This window comes from Martinezella sp. CNPSo 3795 (assembly GCF_057784475.1).
On sequence record NZ_JBXSOQ010000004.1, the window covers coordinates 454301 to 470793 of the forward strand.

The 16493-nt window shown below is 59.3% G+C and carries 20 protein-coding genes and 1 riboswitch; of the genes, 13 read left to right on the forward strand and 7 right to left on the reverse strand.

Annotated features, from left to right (window positions below; translation table 11 throughout):
- The first annotated feature begins 8 nt into the window (after window positions 1–8).
- The 5 genes from AC13QY_RS15520 to AC13QY_RS15540 all read left to right on the forward strand — a co-directional run bounded on the left by AC13QY_RS15520 (window position 9) and on the right by AC13QY_RS15540 (window position 3072).
- A complete protein-coding gene (locus AC13QY_RS15520) occupies window positions 9–1250 on the forward strand; it encodes a cysteine desulfurase (RefSeq protein WP_488493648.1) in 1242 nt (413 codons plus the stop codon).
- Between the two features lie 11 nt (window positions 1251–1261).
- Complete coding sequence (locus AC13QY_RS15525; protein WP_069612273.1) at window positions 1262–1642, forward strand: SUF system Fe-S cluster assembly protein; 381 nt, start codon at window positions 1262–1264, stop codon at window positions 1640–1642.
- Between the two features lie 76 nt (window positions 1643–1718).
- Window positions 1719–2108, forward strand: a complete 390-nt coding sequence (gene sufA / locus AC13QY_RS15530; protein ID WP_112721254.1) for a Fe-S cluster assembly scaffold SufA — start codon at window positions 1719–1721, stop codon at window positions 2106–2108.
- 34 nt (window positions 2109–2142) lie between these two features.
- On the forward strand, window positions 2143–2760 hold the full coding sequence (locus tag AC13QY_RS15535; RefSeq protein WP_113355575.1) for a hypothetical protein: 618 nt from the start codon (window positions 2143–2145) through the stop codon (window positions 2758–2760).
- 171 nt (window positions 2761–2931) lie between these two features.
- Window positions 2932–3072, forward strand: coding sequence for a hypothetical protein (locus tag AC13QY_RS15540; RefSeq protein ID WP_210252940.1), 141 nt, complete (start codon window positions 2932–2934; stop codon window positions 3070–3072).
- An 11-nt stretch (window positions 3073–3083) separates the two neighbouring features.
- On the opposite strand, the gene AC13QY_RS15545 is transcribed toward AC13QY_RS15540, so the two are convergent.
- The 4 genes from AC13QY_RS15545 to gcvT all read right to left on the reverse strand — a co-directional run bounded on the left by AC13QY_RS15545 (window position 3084) and on the right by gcvT (window position 7897).
- Window positions 3084–3359, reverse strand: a complete 276-nt coding sequence (locus AC13QY_RS15545; protein WP_145317296.1) for an addiction module antidote protein — start codon at window positions 3357–3359, stop codon at window positions 3084–3086.
- A gap of 149 nt (window positions 3360–3508) precedes the next feature.
- Window positions 3509–6373: an aminomethyl-transferring glycine dehydrogenase gene (gcvP, locus tag AC13QY_RS15550; RefSeq protein WP_488493649.1), complete on the reverse strand. Its 2865-nt coding sequence runs from the start codon at window positions 6371–6373 to the stop codon at window positions 3509–3511.
- Entirely contained in the window at window positions 6373–6735 is a 363-nt protein-coding gene (gcvH, locus tag AC13QY_RS15555) for a glycine cleavage system protein GcvH (RefSeq protein WP_112334775.1), read from the reverse strand. Before gcvH ends, gcvP begins: the two co-directional genes overlap by 1 nt.
- Before the next feature lie 25 nt (window positions 6736–6760).
- The gene (gcvT, locus tag AC13QY_RS15560) at window positions 6761–7897 is read right to left on the reverse strand and encodes a glycine cleavage system aminomethyltransferase GcvT (RefSeq protein WP_488493650.1); all 1137 of its coding nucleotides are present in this window, start codon (window positions 7895–7897) and stop codon (window positions 6761–6763) included.
- A gap of 148 nt (window positions 7898–8045) precedes the next feature.
- A riboswitch (glycine riboswitch) is annotated at window positions 8046–8133 on the reverse strand.
- A gap of 167 nt (window positions 8134–8300) precedes the next feature.
- Here gcvT and AC13QY_RS15565 point away from each other — a divergent pair.
- The 8 genes from AC13QY_RS15565 (at window position 8301) to AC13QY_RS15600 (ending at window position 14637) form a co-directional block, all read left to right on the forward strand.
- The gene (locus tag AC13QY_RS15565; protein WP_183811174.1) at window positions 8301–8834 is read left to right on the forward strand and encodes a copper chaperone PCu(A)C; all 534 of its coding nucleotides are present in this window, start codon (window positions 8301–8303) and stop codon (window positions 8832–8834) included.
- 183 nt (window positions 8835–9017) lie between these two features.
- The gene (locus AC13QY_RS15570; protein ID WP_113332548.1) at window positions 9018–10016 is read left to right on the forward strand and encodes an RluA family pseudouridine synthase; all 999 of its coding nucleotides are present in this window, start codon (window positions 9018–9020) and stop codon (window positions 10014–10016) included.
- Entirely contained in the window at window positions 10013–10666 is a 654-nt protein-coding gene (locus AC13QY_RS15575) for an HAD-IA family hydrolase (protein WP_095434971.1), read from the forward strand. Before AC13QY_RS15570 ends, AC13QY_RS15575 begins: the two co-directional genes overlap by 4 nt.
- A 9-nt stretch (window positions 10667–10675) precedes the next feature.
- On the forward strand, window positions 10676–11461 hold the full coding sequence (locus AC13QY_RS15580; protein WP_269245353.1) for an ATP12 family chaperone protein: 786 nt from the start codon (window positions 10676–10678) through the stop codon (window positions 11459–11461).
- A gap of 69 nt (window positions 11462–11530) precedes the next feature.
- Entirely contained in the window at window positions 11531–12001 is a 471-nt protein-coding gene (locus tag AC13QY_RS15585; RefSeq protein ID WP_113332545.1) for a hypothetical protein, read from the forward strand.
- Between the two features lie 64 nt (window positions 12002–12065).
- Window positions 12066–13598, forward strand: a complete 1533-nt coding sequence (locus AC13QY_RS15590) for an acyl-CoA carboxylase subunit beta (RefSeq protein WP_113355588.1) — start codon at window positions 12066–12068, stop codon at window positions 13596–13598.
- 122 nt (window positions 13599–13720) lie between these two features.
- Window positions 13721–14113 carry a DoxX family protein gene (locus AC13QY_RS15595; protein WP_069612260.1) on the forward strand — a complete coding sequence of 131 codons (393 nt, stop codon included), beginning with the start codon at window positions 13721–13723 and terminating at the stop codon, window positions 14111–14113.
- Between the two features lie 137 nt (window positions 14114–14250).
- Complete coding sequence (locus AC13QY_RS15600; RefSeq protein ID WP_113355590.1) at window positions 14251–14637, forward strand: DoxX family protein; 387 nt, start codon at window positions 14251–14253, stop codon at window positions 14635–14637.
- 11 nt (window positions 14638–14648) lie between these two features.
- Here the strand turns inward: AC13QY_RS15600 and sugE are convergent, their stop codons facing one another.
- From sugE to AC13QY_RS15615, 3 genes are all read right to left on the reverse strand, one after another.
- The gene (gene sugE, locus AC13QY_RS15605; RefSeq protein ID WP_113355592.1) at window positions 14649–14963 is read right to left on the reverse strand and encodes a quaternary ammonium compound efflux SMR transporter SugE; all 315 of its coding nucleotides are present in this window, start codon (window positions 14961–14963) and stop codon (window positions 14649–14651) included.
- Window positions 14964–15096: 133 nt separating this feature from the next.
- On the reverse strand, window positions 15097–15933 hold the full coding sequence (gene fghA, locus AC13QY_RS15610; RefSeq protein ID WP_113396156.1) for an S-formylglutathione hydrolase: 837 nt from the start codon (window positions 15931–15933) through the stop codon (window positions 15097–15099).
- Window positions 15930–16397 (reverse strand): YaiI/YqxD family protein, encoded by a 468-nt coding sequence (locus tag AC13QY_RS15615; protein WP_113332540.1) that lies wholly within the window; start codon window positions 16395–16397, stop codon window positions 15930–15932. The genes fghA and AC13QY_RS15615 overlap by 4 nt, the downstream gene beginning before the upstream one ends.
- Between the last annotated feature and the right edge of the window lie 96 nt (window positions 16398–16493).

A 16493-nucleotide genomic window follows, 5' to 3' on the forward strand; every position in this document is an offset into this window, starting at 1 on the left:
CAAAGCTCGTGGACAAGATCGTGCCGGCAACGGCCTATGACGTCGAAGCCATTCGCCGGGATTTTCCCATCCTGGCGAAGACGGTGCATGGCAAGCCGCTGGTCTATCTCGACAACGGCGCTTCCGCGCAGAAGCCGCAGCTCGTCATCGATGCCATCTCGCATGCCTATTCGAATGAGTATGCAAATGTGCATCGCGGCCTGCATTTCCTGTCCAATGCCGCCACGGAAGCCTATGAAGCGGCTCGCGAAAAGGTGCGCCGTTTCCTGAATGCGCCATCGGTCGACGACATCGTCTTTACCAAGAACTCGACGGAAGCGATCAACACGGTCGCCTACGGTTGGGGCATGCCTGAGATCGGCGAGGGCGACGAGATCGTCGTCTCGATCATGGAGCATCACTCCAACATCGTACCCTGGCATTTCATTCGCGAGCGTCAGGGCGCGAAGCTGGTATGGGTGCCCGTTGACGACGAGGGCGCGTTCCATATCGAGGATTTTGAAAAGAGCCTGACGAAGCGCACGAAGCTCGTGGCTATCACCCACATGTCGAACGCGCTCGGAACCGTCGTTCCCGTAAAGGAAGTGTGCCGTATCGCGCATGAGCGCGGCATTCCGGTTCTGATCGACGGCTCGCAGGGTGCTGTGCATATGCCTGTCGACGTGCAGGATATCGATTGCGACTGGTATGTCATGACCGGTCACAAGCTTTACGGTCCCTCGGGCATCGGCGTTCTCTACGGCAAGAAGGAACGGCTTGCCGAGATGCGGCCGTTCCAGGGCGGCGGCGAGATGATTTTCGATGTCACCGAGGAAAACGTCACCTACAACGATCCGCCGCATCGTTTCGAAGCGGGAACGCCGCCGATCGTTCAGGCGATCGGCCTTGGCTATGCGCTCGACTATATGGACAGCATCGGCCGGGAAGCGATTGCGCGTCACGAGGCCGATCTTGCCGCCTATGCGGCGGAAAGGCTGCGCGATATCAATTCGCTGCGTATCATCGGCACCGCGCCAGGCAAGGGCGGCATCTTCTCCTTCGAGCTGGCGGGAATTCATTCGCACGACGTCTCGATGGTGATCGACCGACAGGGTGTTGCCGTTCGTGCCGGCACGCATTGCGCCCAGCCGCTCTTGAAACGCTTCGGCGTCACCTCCACATGCCGTGCATCGTTCGGCATGTACAATACGCGCGCCGAGGTGGACGCCTTGGCCGATGCACTGGAATATGCACGGAAATTCTTTGCCTGAGGAGGCAAGCGATGTCACTCGACGAAAGCGAACAGAAGATCGACGCGCGCGAAGGGATCGTGCATTCCAGCATCCCCGCAGATGAGCTGGCGCGCCTCAGCGACGATATTATTTCTGCGCTGAAGACGGTCTACGATCCGGAAATTCCCGCCGATATCTTCGAGCTGGGTCTGGTCTACAAGATCGACATCGAAGACGATCGCATGGTGAAGATCGTCATGACGCTGACAGCGCCGGGTTGCCCGGTTGCCGGTGAAATGCCGGGCTGGGTGGAAAATGCCGTCGGTGCCGTTGAGGGCGTTTCTGGCGTCGACGTCTCGATGACGTTCGATCCCCCTTGGACGCCGGATCGCATGTCCGAAGAAGCGCAGGTTGCGGTGGGTTGGTATTGAAGCTTTAAGCCGCCGGCTTTACATTAAGACTCGAAGCACCGGATCTTGACCCCGGATGTGGAAGGAGAATGAGCCCATGGGCTTTGCAGTCATGAGCATGACGGATGCGGCAGCAGCCCGCGTCAAGGCGATCGTCGAGAATTCCGGCCCTGATGCCAAGGGCGTTCGCGTCGGCATCAAAAAGGGCGGCTGCGCCGGCATGGAATATACCATCGATCTCGTCACCGAGCCGAACCCAAAGGATGATCTGATCGAGCGCGATGGCGCCAAGGTCTGGGTCGAGCCGTCGGCCGTGCTTTATCTGCTCGGTACGGAAATGGGCTTCGAGACGACAACATTGCGCTCAGGCTTCATTTTCACCAATCCGAACCAGACGTCGGCTTGCGGTTGCGGCGAGTCCGTCGAGCTAAAGCCCGCCGATCTCGCTGCGCTGGCGGCTCAGCGACAGGTCGCGGGCGCGATATGAGGGATCGACGATATTCGCTACTTCGGACTGTCGGATGATCACACGACGCGCCGTACTGATTCTGCCAGTAGGTCTTTTGGTGTCGGCACAGAATCGCATCGAAATCTCTGTTCCTTCTGCTGATGATTTTCCCGTACCTCTCGCTTTCAGAGTTGCTCTCCAACCTCACGGCTCGGATACTGAAACACTCATACTGATGGCTACCTACGGCAGCGGTGAGGATGAAACGAAGTTTATCGTTGAAATTCAAGGGCCGGATAATACGGAGGGTGGCTCCGACCGAGGCGCTGACGTCGGTGGTCCGATAAGTTTTTCGCGTGGCGCCTTCCATCATGTTCCCGGTTCTCGCCCGACACGATTTTTTCAGCAATTGGCCAAAGCCTTGACGGCAAAAGTAAGCAGCTTTTCAAACGCCAAGCTCGAAACGCTGCCATTCGGCATAACATTTCTCGGAGCAGCGACTAGACGCCTGCCCGAGGGCGGCTTCGGCGGCGGTCCGGGAGACTGGTACGCCACAAAGCTCTTCCTCGGAGAGGAGGCGGCCGAAGTCTATTTTAATTTCAATCTGAAGTCAGGTGACGCGGAATTCAGCATGAAGGACTCGGATTACGGCAATCCGGTTATTTCCGAATTGTCTAAAGTGATCTGGTGATTGTCGGTAGCCGCGTTACCGGGTAGTCCAGGGTAAATATCGCCATATTTCCCGTCGCAGCATTTCATGTTTTGATCGATGCATGCCGTCTTTGCCGTCTCCTTGGCTAAACCGCTGAGCCGGATAAGGTCGATATGGCGAGCAACGGGAGAACTTCATGGCGGCTGCAGCGTGGCTTACACACTGATTCCGGCGGCTGTCGCCATTGCGGGTGCCGCCGTCGCCGTCAATACACGGCCAAGCCCAGCGGTGACGGCCATGTTCTTTGCGGGCTTTCTGGTGCTGCTTCTGCTCGAAGAAGCGATCGGCTAGCGACGCTCGGCCTAGAATTGGCAATCTTTGGTAAGCGCCGGAACCGGCGTCAACTTGAGGCCGAGTGCCCTGACAACCTTCAGGATCGTCGCGAATTCCGGATTTCCGTCTCCGCTCAGCGCGCGGTAGAGGGCCGAGCGGTTCATGCCGACATCCTTGGCCAGCTTGCTCATGTTGCGCGTGCGGGCGACTTCGCCCAAAGCCTTGGCGATCGAAGCAGGATCGTCCGTGGCGAATGCGGCGGCGATGTAGTTGTCGGGATTGTCCACGTCGAATCGTTCCGGCATAAATCTGAATTCCAAGGCCCCACTGTGGCGTCATCAAAAACGCCGCGCATCCTTTCGGACACGCGGCGTTTTCATAGACAAGTTTCACGATAGATTTATGTCTGTTTCAAGCGAAGCGACTGAACCGCTTCGCTTTTTTGCAAAAAATCCTATTCTGCGGCCTCGGCGTAGGATTCCAGCGGCGGGCAGGTGCAGATCAGGTTGCGGTCGCCATAGACGTTGTCGATGCGATTGACCGGAGACCAGTATTTGTCCACGCGGAAGGTACCGGGCGGGAAGCAGGCCTGTTCGCGGGAATAGGGGCGATCCCACTCGCCGACCAAGTCTTCCACCGTGTGCGGTGCGTTCTTCAGCGGATTGTTGGTCTTGTCCATCCGGCCGTCCTCGATGGCGCGGGCTTCCTCGCGGATTGCCAACATCGCCTCGCAGAATCGGTCGAGCTCGGCCTTCGTTTCCGATTCGGTCGGCTCGATCATCAGCGTGCCGGCCACCGGCCAGCTCATGGTCGGCGCATGGAAGCCGCAATCGATCAGACGCTTGGCGACATCATCGACCGTCACGCCGGCGCTTGCGGCCAGCGGGCGGGTGTCGATGATGCATTCGTGTGCCACGCGTCCGGCCTTGGACTTGTAGAGCACGTCATAGGCACCCTTGAGGCGGGCAGCGATGTAGTTGGCGTTGAGGATCGCCACCTTGGTCGCCTGGGTCAGGCCTTCGCCGCCCATCATCAGGCAATAGCTCCAGGAGATCGGCAGGATCGAGGCCGAACCGAAGGCTGCTGCCGAAACCGCACCGCTGCGGCCATCTGTTTCCGGATGGCCGGGCAGGTGAGGCGCCAGATGCGCCTTTACGCCGATCGGGCCCATGCCGGGACCGCCGCCGCCATGCGGGATGCAGAAGGTCTTGTGCAGGTTCAAGTGGCTGACATCGGAGCCGATATCGCCGGGACGCGAGAGGCCGACCATGGCGTTCATATTGGCGCCATCGAGATAGACCTGGCCGCCATGCTTGTGCACGAGATCGCAAATCTCCTTCACCGTCTCCTCGAACACGCCATGCGTCGAAGGGTAGGTGATCATGCAGCAGGAGAGATTGTCGGCATATTGCTCGGTCTTGGCGCGGAAATCGGCCATGTCGATATCGCCATCGTCGCTGACCTTGACAACCACGACCTTCATGCCCGCCATCTGCGCCGAGGCGGGGTTGGTGCCGTGGGCGGAGGTCGGAATGAGGCAGATATCGCGATGACCCTGGCCATTGCCAATGTGGTAGTTGCGGATGGTTAGAAGGCCGGCATATTCGCCCTGCGCGCCGGAGTTCGGCTGCATGGAGAAGGCGTCATAGCCTGTTACGGCGCAGAGCTTTTCCGTCAGGTCGTCGATCATCTCGCGGTAGCCGAGTGCCTGATCGGCCGGGACGAACGGATGGATATCCGAAAATTCCGGCCAGGTGATCGGCAACATTTCCGCAGTCGCGTTCAGCTTCATGGTGCAGGAGCCGAGCGGGATCATCGAGCGGTCGAGCGCCAAATCGCGGTCGGAGAGACGGCGGATATAGCGCGTCATCTCGCTTTCGGCGCGGTTCATGTGGAAGATCGGATGCGAGAGGTATTCACTGGTGCGCAGCAGGGTCTTCGGCAGACGATAGGACGGTTCGAAATCGGCGATGCGGAAATCGCCGCCGAATGCGCGCCAGACGGCTTCCACCGTTGCCGGACGCGTACGCTCGTCCAGGCTGATGCCAATCTTGGTTTCACCGACCTTGCGCAGGTTGACGCCCTCGGCGACGGCTGCGCGCAGGATGAGGCCTTGCATGTGGCCGACTTCGACAGTGATCGTATCGAAGAAGGTCTCCGGCTCGACTGAGTAGCCTAGCTTTTCCAGCCCCTTGGCCATCAGCACGGCCTTCTGGTGGACCTGTTGTGCAATCGCTTTCAGGCCCTGCGGACCGTGGAAGACCGCATACATGGAGGCCATGACGGCGAGCAGCACCTGCGCGGTGCAGATGTTCGACGTCGCTTTTTCGCGGCGAATGTGCTGTTCGCGGGTCTGCAGCGACAGTCGATAGGCGCGATTGCCGCGCGCATCGATGGAAACGCCGACGAGACGGCCCGGCATAGAGCGCTTGTAATCGTCCTTCACGGCCATAAATGCGGCGTGCGGCCCGCCATAGCCGACGGGAACGCCGAAGCGCTGCGAAGAGCCGATGGCGATATCTGCGCCCATTTCACCCGGGGATTTCAGCAGGGTCAATGCCAGAAGATCGGTCGCCATGATAGCGATAGCGCCGGTCTGATGCAGGCGAGCAATCAGGCCGGAGAAATCGTTGATGTGGCCGTGCGTGCCCGGATACTGGAAAATCGCGCCGAAAACATCGACCGGATCGAGGTCGGTGAAGGGATTACCGACGATAACGGTCCAGCCGAGTGGCTCGGCGCGCGTCCTGATCAGCGCGATGGTCTGGGGATGGCATTCGGCATCGACGAAGAAGGCTTTTGCCTTCGATTTTGCGACGCGTTCCGCCATCGCCATGCCTTCGGCCGCGGCCGTCGCTTCATCGAGCAGCGAGGCGTTGGCGACATCAAGACCGGTGAGATCGCTGATCATCGTCTGGTAGTTCAGCAGCGCCTCAAGGCGGCCCTGGCTAATCTCGGGCTGATAGGGCGTGTAGGCCGTGTACCAGGCAGGGTTTTCCAGAATGTTGCGCTGGATGACCGGTGGCGTGATCGTGCCGTAATAGCCCTGACCGATAAGCGAGACGAGAACCTTGTTCTTGTTGGCGGTCTCGCGCAGCCTGTCGAGCGCCTCGCGCTCCGTCATGGCCGCACCCCAGGCGAGCGGCGCCTTCTGGCGGATGGTCGGTGGCAGTGTCGCGTCGATCAGACCGTCGAGGCTCTTATAGCCGATCACCTTGAGCATATCGGCCATCTCAGAGGGAGACGGGCCGATATGGCGGCGATTGGCGAAATCGTATGGCTGGTAATCGGTGAAGGTGAACTCAGTCGGCGTCGTCATTATCCGATCAGCTCCTTGTAACCGGATTCATCAAGAAGACCATCGAGATCGCCGACGTTCTTCAGCTTCAGCTTGAAGAACCAGCCGGCACCCATCGGATCGGAGTTGACGAGGGCCGGATCGGCAGTGATGGCTTCGTTGATTTCGGTGATTTCTCCGTCGAGCGGACAATAGACTTCGGAAGCCGCCTTGACGGATTCGACGGTTGCCGCGTCGGCTCCCTTCGAGAAGCTGGCGCCGACCTCGGGCAACTCAACGAAAACGAGATCGCCGAGCTGCTCGGCGGCATGGGCCGTAATGCCCACGATTGCGACATCGCCCTCGACCTTCAGCCACTCATGTTCTTCGGTGAATTTCAGCATGGATAATCCTCTCTGGAAAAGACGTTCAACGTTTGTAGGTAGGTTTGATGAAAGGCAGCGTGCTGACGGCAACAGGCAGATATTTGCCGCGAACCTCAGCATAGACGGTGGTGCTGGCAGCGGTGAATTCTGTCGGCACATAGCCCATGGCAACCGGGGATTCGACACTCGGACCAAAACCGCCCGAGGTGACTTCGCCGATCTCGGTCTTGCCCTCGGCGTCGGCGTAGAGCTTGGCGTGACCACGCACCGGCGCCTTGCCCTCCGGCTTCAGGCCGACGCGGCGGCGCGAGGTGCCGTGATCGAGTTCACCGAGAATGCGGGATGCTCCCGGAAAGCCGCCGGCGCGGGCGCCGCCAGTCCTGCGGGCCTTCTGGATCGCCCATTCGAGCGCGCCTTCGATCGGCGTCGTCGTCTGGTCGATATCGTTGCCATAGAGGCAGAGGCCCGCCTCGAGACGCAGTGAGTCACGGGCGCCGAGGCCAATCGGCTGGACGTCCGGATGCTCCAGCAGCCGCTTGGCGATATCCTCGGCCTTGTCGGCCGGGACTGAGATTTCGAAACCGTCTTCGCCGCTGTAGCCGGAACGCGATACGAGGCAGGAGACATCGTGGAGGCGGCAATGGCGCACATCCATGAATTTCATATGGGCGATGTCGGCCCAGAGCTCGGCAAGTACGTCGACGGCGCGCGGTCCCTGCAGGGCAATGAGGGCGCGATCGAGTAACGTAACTTCGCAGCTATCGCCGATATGCTCTTGAAGATGCTTGAAATCTTGCTCTTTGCAGGCAGCGTTGACGACGACGAAAAGATAGTCGTCCATATGGGTGATCATCAGATCATCGAGGATGCCGCCCTTGTCGTCGGTGAAGAAGCCATAGCGCTGGCGATTTTCAGCAAGGCCGAGAATATCGACCGGCACCAGGCTTTCCAATGCCAATGCCGCATCCTCATATTTGCCGGAACGGGCGCGGATCGTCACCTGACCCATATGCGACACATCGAACAGGCCAGCGGAGGATCGAGTCCAAAGATGTTCCTTCAGCACGCCGGGCGCATATTGTACGGGCATATCGTAGCCTGCAAATGGCACCATGCGGGCACCGAGGGACACATGCAGGGCATGAAGTGGGGTGGTCTTGAGGGCAGCGGTCTCGTCCAAATGACGCCTCCGGGTTTTGCGCTCGTTTAGAAGCGCAGAGCTCACACTTTCGGCGCGGTAGCGCCTGACGATGAGCCCCCTCTGTCTGTTTGCCTGAGATTGTTATCCCTTCGGCGAACGCTTGCGCGCTTCTCTCCAGAGTTCCGTCTGCCCCTTGCTGGTCCTTTGGCCTGAGAGTTTCCGGGGCGGTTGCTCCTTCGGCACCGGCTTGCGCCGGATTCTCCCAACAGGGTTGAAAGCCATTATCCGGTACCGGACAGAGATGGCAAGGGGCAAATGTCGCCGCTGAACAAATTTTTGTCGCGCCGATCAATCCTGCGTTTCGCAATGATTACGGGCCTTTGCAACAGGGATGGGAGAGGCTATCCCATTTATCGATTGAGGAGCCGGGCAGGAGACAGAGATGAATCGCAACCACGCCGCCGCATTGCTGATTTCGATTGGCACATTTTCACTTCCCCTCGGTGGAGCGATGGCCGAGGATAGCGGTGCGATGAAATCCATGGCCGGGATGCACATGGATGCAGGTGCAGCGCCTTCCGGCTCGGCGACTGCCAAGCTTGGCGATCTCGATATCAGTGGCGGTTATGTTCGCGCCATGCTTCCCGGCCAGCCGGTCGGTGGCGGCTATATTACCATCCACAATACCGGCAAGACCGACGACAAGCTCACCTCCGTGACCTCTTCATCCGCCGGCAAGGTGGAGCTTCACGAGATGAAGATGGAAGGCGAGATCATGAAGATGCGCGAGGTGAAAGGCGGCATCGCCATTCCCGCCGGCGCGACCGTGACGCTCGCGCCGAATACGATGCACATGATGTTCAAGCAGGTAAAGGCGCCTTTCAAGCAGGGTGGCACGGTGCCTGTGATGCTGATGTTCGACAAAGCAGGCATGGTCGACATCAATCTGCCGGTCGTCTCGGCCAAGGGAAGCTGAGCCAGAAAATTATCCTGCCATATAATTCCGGTTTCCACTTTTCCTCGAAATGCTCTAAAGCCACGTCAAAAGGCCGGAAATCTCCGGCTGCGGGGCAGATCGTCCCGTTGTTTGAATTTGCATGATCCCGCCGAACGCGGTTTGGCAATGTCCGGAACATGCTGCGTATTTGAAAGAAGAAGAATGGCCGGGATTGAGCATATTAAGGTCGAGCCTGACGAGGCCGGCATGCGCCTCGACCGCTGGTTCAAGGTGCATTTTCCAGGGCTCGGCTTCGGGCAATTGCAGAAACTGATGCGCTCCGGCCAGGTGCGTGTCGATGGCGGTCGCGTCAAGACCGATGCCCGCGTGCAGCCAGGGCAGATGGTGCGGGTGCCGCCGCTCGACGTCGATGCCAAGGCTACGAAAAGCGGCCCGATCGCCGGCAAGGAATTGAAGCATTCCGGCGATGCCGAGCTCTTGGCACGCATGCTGTTGCACGAAGACGACAAAGTCTATGTGCTGAACAAGCCGGCGGGTCTGGCCGTGCAGGGTGGCTCCGGCGTCAGCCGCCACATCGACAAGATGCTGGAGGCCTGGACGAACCAGAAGGGCGAAAAGCCGCGCCTGGTGCACCGCCTCGATCGCGATACCTCAGGCGTTCTCGTCATCGCCCGCACGCGCGGCGCGGCGCAGAAGCTGACGGCAGCCTTCCGCGAGCGCGACACCAAGAAGACCTATTGGTCGCTGGTGAAAGGCGTGCCACGTAAGCATGAAGACAAGATATCCACCTGGCTGGTGAAGGAAGCGACGCCGGATGGCGACCGCATGCGCATCGCTAAGCATGGAGAGGAAGGCGCCGATCACGCCGTGTCCTACTACCGCGTTGTCGAAACGGCCGCCCAGCGGCTCGCCTGGCTTGAAATGGAACCCTATACGGGGCGTACCCACCAGCTTCGCGTCCACGCGCTGCATATCGGGCATCCGATCATCGGCGATCCGAAATATTTCGAGGACGATCCGAACTGGGATTTTCCGGGCGGTGTCCAGAAGCGCCTGCATCTGCACGCGCGCCACATCGATATCCCGCATCCGAGCGGCGGACGCCTGCGCATCACCGCTCCTCTGCCGCCGCATATGGTGCAGACATGGAATCTCCTCGGTTTCGACGAGGCATCGGCAGGGGAGCCGGACGACGAATGAAGCTGGTACTTTTCGATTGCGACGGCACGCTGGTCGACAGCGCGCGGCTGATCCATGAGGTCATGGCGCGCACCTTCGTGGCCTTCGGCTATAAGCGGCCCGATGTTTCCGCGACGAAATCGATCATCGGCCTGACGCTCGATATCGCCATTGCCCGCCTGCAGGGCAAGCCCCATGTCGACGACGAAGCGATTGCCATGACGGCGCATTATAAGTCGATCTTTCCGGAGGTGCGAGACGAGGCGGACATGCAGACACCGCTTTTCGACGGCATTAAGCCGCTCATCGAGACGCTTGCCGCCCGCGACGAACTGCTGATCGGCGCGGTGACGGGTAAATCCCGCCGCGGTTTGACCCATATTCTTGAGGTCAACGAGTTCACGCCCTATTTTATTGTCTCGCGCACTGCTGATGATTGCCCGTCGAAGCCGCATCCGGCGATGGTGACGGAGTGCTGCGATGAGACTGGCATGGATCCCCACGACACAATCGTGATCGGCGATGCCATCTACGACATGCAGATGGCGAAGGCGGCAGGTGCGACCGCCATCGGCGTTGCATGGGGCTACGCCTCCGTCGAGGAATTGCTGGCGGCTGGGGCAGATGCCATAGCCCACCATCCGAACGACTTGTTGAGCCATATTCTCTGAGGTGACGCCATGCGCGACCTGTTGAACGATCTTTCCGAAGGTCTCAGCCATCCCGATCCGATCCGCCGTGCGCAGATCCAGATGAAGAAGCCGTTGCCGAAACGCTTCTACAAGGATGTGACAATCAGCAAAGATGAGGACGGCCATGCTATCGCTCTCGATGGCAAGGTGGTGAAGACGCCGGCGCGGCACTCTCTGGCCCTGCCGACGGAAGCGCTTGCCAGACTGGTGGCTGCCGAATGGGCACGCCAAGTCGACGTGATCGATCCCGCTACCATGCCGGTAACGCGGCTCGTTAACACGGCCATCGATGGCGTTGCGACGGAAAGCAAGGCTGTATTCGACGAAATTGTCCGTTTCTCGGGCAGCGATCTGCTCTGCTATCGCGCCGAGGGGCCGGAACGGCTCGTCGAGCGCCAGTCGGAACGCTGGAATCCGGTGATCGAATGGGCAGCGCGCGATCTCGGCGCCCGGTTCATTCTGGCGGAAGGCGTCATGCATCAGGATCAGCCTGTCGAAGCCATCGCGGCCTTCTCCGCCGCTTTGCGCAAGTTCGACACACCGATGGAGCTTGCGAGTCTGCACACGATCACGACGCTGACCGGTTCGGCAATCCTTGCGCTGGCCTTCGCCAAAGGTTCCCTGCCGCTCGCCGATGTCTGGTCGCTCGCTCATCTCGACGAGGATTGGACGATCGAGCACTGGGGCAGCGATGAAGAAGCCGAACAGCGTCGTGCACAACGTTTTGAAGAGTTTCGGGCCGCAACTGACGTTTTTTCTGCGCTGCGCAGTTGAATATTGTTGATTTCCAGTCCTTTATATCGATCTGCATATCTTGCAAATTCGAAGGTCGGGGCAGGGATCATGTTGTTGTTGAGGACGAGAGCCGTACCGGCGCTCGTGGGATGTCTGGCACTGGCCGCATGTTCGAGCTGGTCCGTCGATCCTCCGCCTCCAACCTATGCGGTGCGCAGCGCAACCGTTATAGCCGATCAGGCTTTGCCACCGGTGTCGCCAGCGCTGGTTGCAGCCGTCAATGATCGCGTCAACGCCGCGATTGCTGCAACAAGCTTCAGCCCGCAATTGCCACAGGTTGCCATCACCGTCCGACTGAGCGACGTCCGCAAAGCGCGCGGCTTCAATCGGGACCGCAGCAGCGCCAAGATCAATATCGATGCCGCGGCGGCCGATGGTGGCTCTGTGGTTGCCATGGCATCGTTCGAGATCAGAACAGTCGCACCTGATCCTGCCACCGCAGATGAGCTGATGGCGGAAGATATTGCCGCGCGGGTTCGTTCCATCTTTTCGCTGAACACGCCACGGCTCGCAAACTGAGCCAACCAGCTTCAAACAAGGCTCGCGCCATGCTAAGCCCGAGCGATGAGGGAGAGAGGGCCGCATGAAGGAAATCCTGCAGGAGCTGGAACGCCGTCGTGAGATCGCGAGGCTTGGCGGTGGGCAGGTGCGCATCGACGCGCAGCATGCCCGCGGCAAGCTGACGGCGCGTGAGCGTATCGATATCTTCCTTGACGAGGGCTCCTTCGAAGAGTTCGACATGTTCGTCGAGCATCGCTCGACCGATTTCGGCATGGACAAGAGCAAGATTGCCGGCGATGGCGTGGTGACCGGCTGGGGCACGGTCAACGGCCGCACCGTCTTCATTTTTGCCAAGGATTTCACAGTCTTCGGTGGGTCTCTTTCAGAAGCACATGCAGAAAAGATCACCAAGGTACAGGATATGGCGCTGAAGAACCGGGCGCCGATCATCGGGATCTATGACGCCGGTGGCGCCCGCATTCAGGAAGGCGTAGCCGCGCTTGGCGGTTATGCCGAGGTATTCCAGCGCAATGTGCTGGCCTCCGGCGTCATCCCGCAAATCTCGATTATCATGGGGCCTTGTGCCGGCGGCGATGTCTATTCTCCGGCCATGACCGATTTCATCTTCATGGTGCGGGACACCTCCTACATGTTCGTCACCGGACCGGATGTGGTGAAGACCGTCACCAACGAGACGGTGACCTCGGAACAGCTCGGCGGCGCTTCGGTGCACACGACGAAATCCTCGATCGCCGACGCAGCCTACGACAATGATGTCGATACGCTCTTGCAGGTGCGCCGTCTCATCGATTTCCTGCCGCAGTCTAATACCGCTGACGTGCCCGAGATCGAGTGCTATCAGTCGGTGACCGAGCCGGATAACTCGCTCGATACGCTGATTCCGGCCAATGCCAACAAGCCCTACGACATCAAGGAGCTGATCCTGAAGGTAGCGGACGAGGGCGACTTCTTCGAAATCCAGGAGAGCTTCGCCAAGAACATCGTCTGCGGTTTCGGCCGCATCGAGGGTGCCACCGTCGGCTTCATCGCCAATCAGCCGATGGTACTTGCCGGCGTTCTCGATAGCGATGCGTCACGAAAGGCGGCGCGCTTCGTGCGCTTCTGCGATTGCTTCAATATCCCGATCGTCACCTTCGTCGACGTGCCGGGCTTTCTGCCGGGTACAGCCCAAGAATATGGCGGGCTGATCAAGCACGGCGCCAAGCTGCTCTTTGCTTATGCCGAAGCGACTGTGCCGAAACTGACGGTCATCACCCGCAAGGCTTTCGGCGGCGCCTATGACGTCATGGCCTCGAAACATCTGCGCGGCGATCTCAACTATGCCTGGCCGACGGCGCAAATCGCCGTCATGGGCGCCAAGGGCGCCGTCGAGATCATCTTCCGCAAGGATATTACCGATCCCGAGAAGATCGCGGCCCACACCAAAATGTATGAGGACCGCTTCCTGTCGCCCTTCGTTGCAGCAGAGCGCGGCTACATCGACGAAGTGATCATGCCGCGCTCGACGCGGCGCCGGCTGGCGCAGGGGCTTAGAATGTTGCGCAACAAGGACCTGACCAATCCCTGGAAGAAGCACGACAACATCCCGTTGTGAGCATGTGACAACAAGTCACGGATTTGACACGGAAAATTGATTGAGCGTCAGAATCCGTGTTTTCACGTTCGCGCCCGTGCGCTCTATTGCTTCCTCGTGGGGGATTAAAACTGGAGTTTAACATGGCGCTTTCCGATCGGCTGAATCAATATCAGCCCTACGCTCTTACCGTGCTGCGTATCGTTACCGGTGTATTGTTCATCGAACATGGTCTACAGAAGCTCGTTGGCTTTCCGGCCGGCGGTCAATTTCCAAGCCCGCTGCCGACCCTGCTTCTGGTTCAGGGCATCATCGAAATCGTTGGCGGATTGGCGACAATCGTCGGCTTCTTTACCCGTCCGGTCGCGTTCATTCTGTGCGGCAACATGGCTGTCGCCTATTTCATGGCGCATTATCCGAAGAATTTCTTCCCGGCCAACAACGGCGGTGACGCAGCGATCCTCTATTGCTTCATCTTCCTGTTCCTGATCTTCGCAGGTCCGGGCCTGCTGGCCATCGACAACAGCAAGAAGTAACCAGCCTTTTCGTCGGACTCGGCTGATCGTCGGGTCCGGCGAATAAATTCGTCTCTCGCGTGTTCATTCCGTTGTCAGCGAAGCGAGAGCACTTTTGACGGGATCTCCTTCGCATCCCCTATCGAACGGAGATCCTCATGTCATTTCCCGAGCGCTTGTTGCGCTATCAGCCTGCTGCCCTTGCTATTTTGCGAATCGTGACCGCGTTGCTGTTCATCGAGCACGGCACGCAAAAGGTCTTCGGCTTTCCGCCGGCGCCTTACGAGATCACGACGCTGTTCTTCGTGGCTGGGATCATAGAGCTCATAGGCAGTGCCTTGATCCTGCTCGGGCTTTTCACCCGACCGATCGCCTTTCTCCTGAGCGGCGAAATGGCAATCGCCTATTTCATGGTCCACATGCCGATCGATTTCTTTCCGGCCAACAATCAGGGAGACGGAGCGATCCTGTTCTGCTTCATTTTCCTGTTTCTGGTGTTTGCCGGACCGGGAAGCTGGGCGCTGGACAATCGCCAGCGCCGATGACCGTCGCGATCTCAAGCAGCAAGCTTCAGGCCGGCTATACCAGCCACGATGAGGCCAATGCAGAATAGCCGAATCAAGGTCGCGGGATCACCGAGCAGCCATATGCCGAGCAGAACCGTACCGACGGTGCCGATGCCGGTCCAAACCGCATAGGCCGTACCCATCGGCAAGGTTTTTACAGCCAGACCAAGCAGCACGACGCTGATGACCATGGAGATGACGGTGAGAACTGTCGGCATCGGCCGCGTGAACCCATCGGTATATTTCAGCCCGACGGCCCAGCCAATTTCGAACAAGCCTGCGAGGAAAAGCAGGAACCAAGCCATGTTACGCTCCTTTGTTAAGAGCGAGGCCGTCCCCGCGATGTCTACGGCCGGTTTGGTTGCCGGCCGCCGCAGTCGTCTGCGCATTTCCTATATGCATTTGTCGGCTGCTTATTTCAAGGCGATGGTACTACCTTTACTTCTTCAGCCGTTCGGCATGCCACTTCAGGTGATCGTCCATGAAGGTTGAGATGAAGTAGTAGGAGTGATCGTAACGCTCGTGCATGCGTAGCGTCAGGCTGATATCGGTGCCTTTAATGGCTTCCTCGAACAGCCAGGGGCGCAGTCCGTTTTCGAGGAAGCTGTCGGCCTTGCCTTGATCAATCAGGAATTCGGGGAAGCGGGCGCCGTCTTCGACGAGCGCGCAGGCGTCATAGTGGCGCCATGCAGCCTTGTCCCTTCCCAAATATTTCTCCAACGCGGGTGCGGACCAATCGGCCGTCGACGGCTGCACGATCGGCGCGAAGGCGGAGCAGCTCTTGAAGCGCTCCGGATTCTTCAATGCGATCGTCATGGCGCCGTGGCCGCCCATGGAATGGCCGAAGATGCCCTGGCGGCTCATATCGGCGCGGAATTGCTTCGATATGATCGCAGGCAGTTCCTCGGTGATGTAGCTGTACATCTGATAGTTTTCGGCCCAGGGCGTCTCGGTGGCATCGAGATAGAAGCCGGCGCCTTTGCCCATCTGCCAATTGGTCAATTCGTCCGGCACGTCGTTGCCGCGCGGGCTGGTGTCCGGGCAGACGATGATCAGGCCGAGCTCGGCGGCCATGCGTCGATATTCACCCTTGTCCATGACGTTGGCATGGGTACAGGTGAGACCGGAAAGATACCAGAGGACCGGGCAGGGCTCCTTGATCGCCTGCGGCGGCACGAAGACGGCAAAGGTCATGTCGCATTTGCAGGCGTCCGACTCGTGCGAAAAGACACCCTGCATGCCGCCGAAGGCCGTGTTCTGGGAAATGATGTTCAAGACTGGTCTCCAGGCGATGATTGATGTGCTTTGGCACGCCGGCAAAGCCGGTCGAAGGTTTCGAGGAAGGCGGAGCGGTCGCGCGGCGAGAAGGCGGCATTATAGCCCTTGCTTTCCCCGGTTTCGCGAAGATGTGCCCCAAGATCGCGCATGGCTGTTGCCATGCCGATATTGGTCTTGTCGAAGATACGACCGGTTGGTCCCGTCACGAGTGCTCCGGTCGCAACGCAGCGACCGGCAAGCGGTACATCCGCAGTGACGACGATATCGCCGGTGCCAGCATGCTCAGCGATCCAATTGTCGGCCGCGTCAAAGGCGTTGGAGACGATGACGTTGTGCACCATCGGGTCCCGCGACGGCCGCAATCCCGAATTGGCGACAAAGGTCACCTCCATGCCGTGGCGTTCGGCAACCTTCAGGATCTCCGGCTTGACCGGACAAGCGTCGGCATCGACATAAATCATGATATCAAATCTTTTCAACTCTATGCGGCGCTTTTCTCATGCGCCGCATACGTTCAGTCGAGTGGCTTTCTGCCTCAGTAGAGCACGACGCTGCGG

Coding starts and splice junctions, on each gene's coding strand:
- AC13QY_RS15525 (WP_069612273.1), top strand. CDS start 1,262: ATGTCACTCGACGAAAGCGAACAGAAGATCGACGCGCGCGAAGGGATC.
- sufA (WP_112721254.1), top strand. CDS start 1,719: ATGGGCTTTGCAGTCATGAGCATGACGGATGCGGCAGCAGCCCGCGTC.
- AC13QY_RS15535 (WP_113355575.1), top strand. CDS start 2,143: ATGATCACACGACGCGCCGTACTGATTCTGCCAGTAGGTCTTTTGGTG.
- AC13QY_RS15545 (WP_145317296.1), bottom strand. CDS start 3,359: ATGCCGGAACGATTCGACGTGGACAATCCCGACAACTACATCGCCGCC.
- gcvP (WP_488493649.1), bottom strand. CDS start 6,373: ATGACGACGCCGACTGAGTTCACCTTCACCGATTACCAGCCATACGAT.
- gcvH (WP_112334775.1), bottom strand. CDS start 6,735: ATGCTGAAATTCACCGAAGAACATGAGTGGCTGAAGGTCGAGGGCGAT.
- AC13QY_RS15565 (WP_183811174.1), top strand. CDS start 8,301: ATGAATCGCAACCACGCCGCCGCATTGCTGATTTCGATTGGCACATTT.
- AC13QY_RS15570 (WP_113332548.1), top strand. CDS start 9,018: ATGGCCGGGATTGAGCATATTAAGGTCGAGCCTGACGAGGCCGGCATG.
- AC13QY_RS15575 (WP_095434971.1), top strand. CDS start 10,013: ATGAAGCTGGTACTTTTCGATTGCGACGGCACGCTGGTCGACAGCGCG.
- AC13QY_RS15580 (WP_269245353.1), top strand. CDS start 10,676: ATGCGCGACCTGTTGAACGATCTTTCCGAAGGTCTCAGCCATCCCGAT.
- AC13QY_RS15585 (WP_113332545.1), top strand. CDS start 11,531: ATGTTGTTGTTGAGGACGAGAGCCGTACCGGCGCTCGTGGGATGTCTG.
- AC13QY_RS15590 (WP_113355588.1), top strand. CDS start 12,066: ATGAAGGAAATCCTGCAGGAGCTGGAACGCCGTCGTGAGATCGCGAGG.
- AC13QY_RS15595 (WP_069612260.1), top strand. CDS start 13,721: ATGGCGCTTTCCGATCGGCTGAATCAATATCAGCCCTACGCTCTTACC.
- AC13QY_RS15600 (WP_113355590.1), top strand. CDS start 14,251: ATGTCATTTCCCGAGCGCTTGTTGCGCTATCAGCCTGCTGCCCTTGCT.
- sugE (WP_113355592.1), bottom strand. CDS start 14,963: ATGGCTTGGTTCCTGCTTTTCCTCGCAGGCTTGTTCGAAATTGGCTGG.
- AC13QY_RS15615 (WP_113332540.1), bottom strand. CDS start 16,397: ATGATTTATGTCGATGCCGACGCTTGTCCGGTCAAGCCGGAGATCCTG.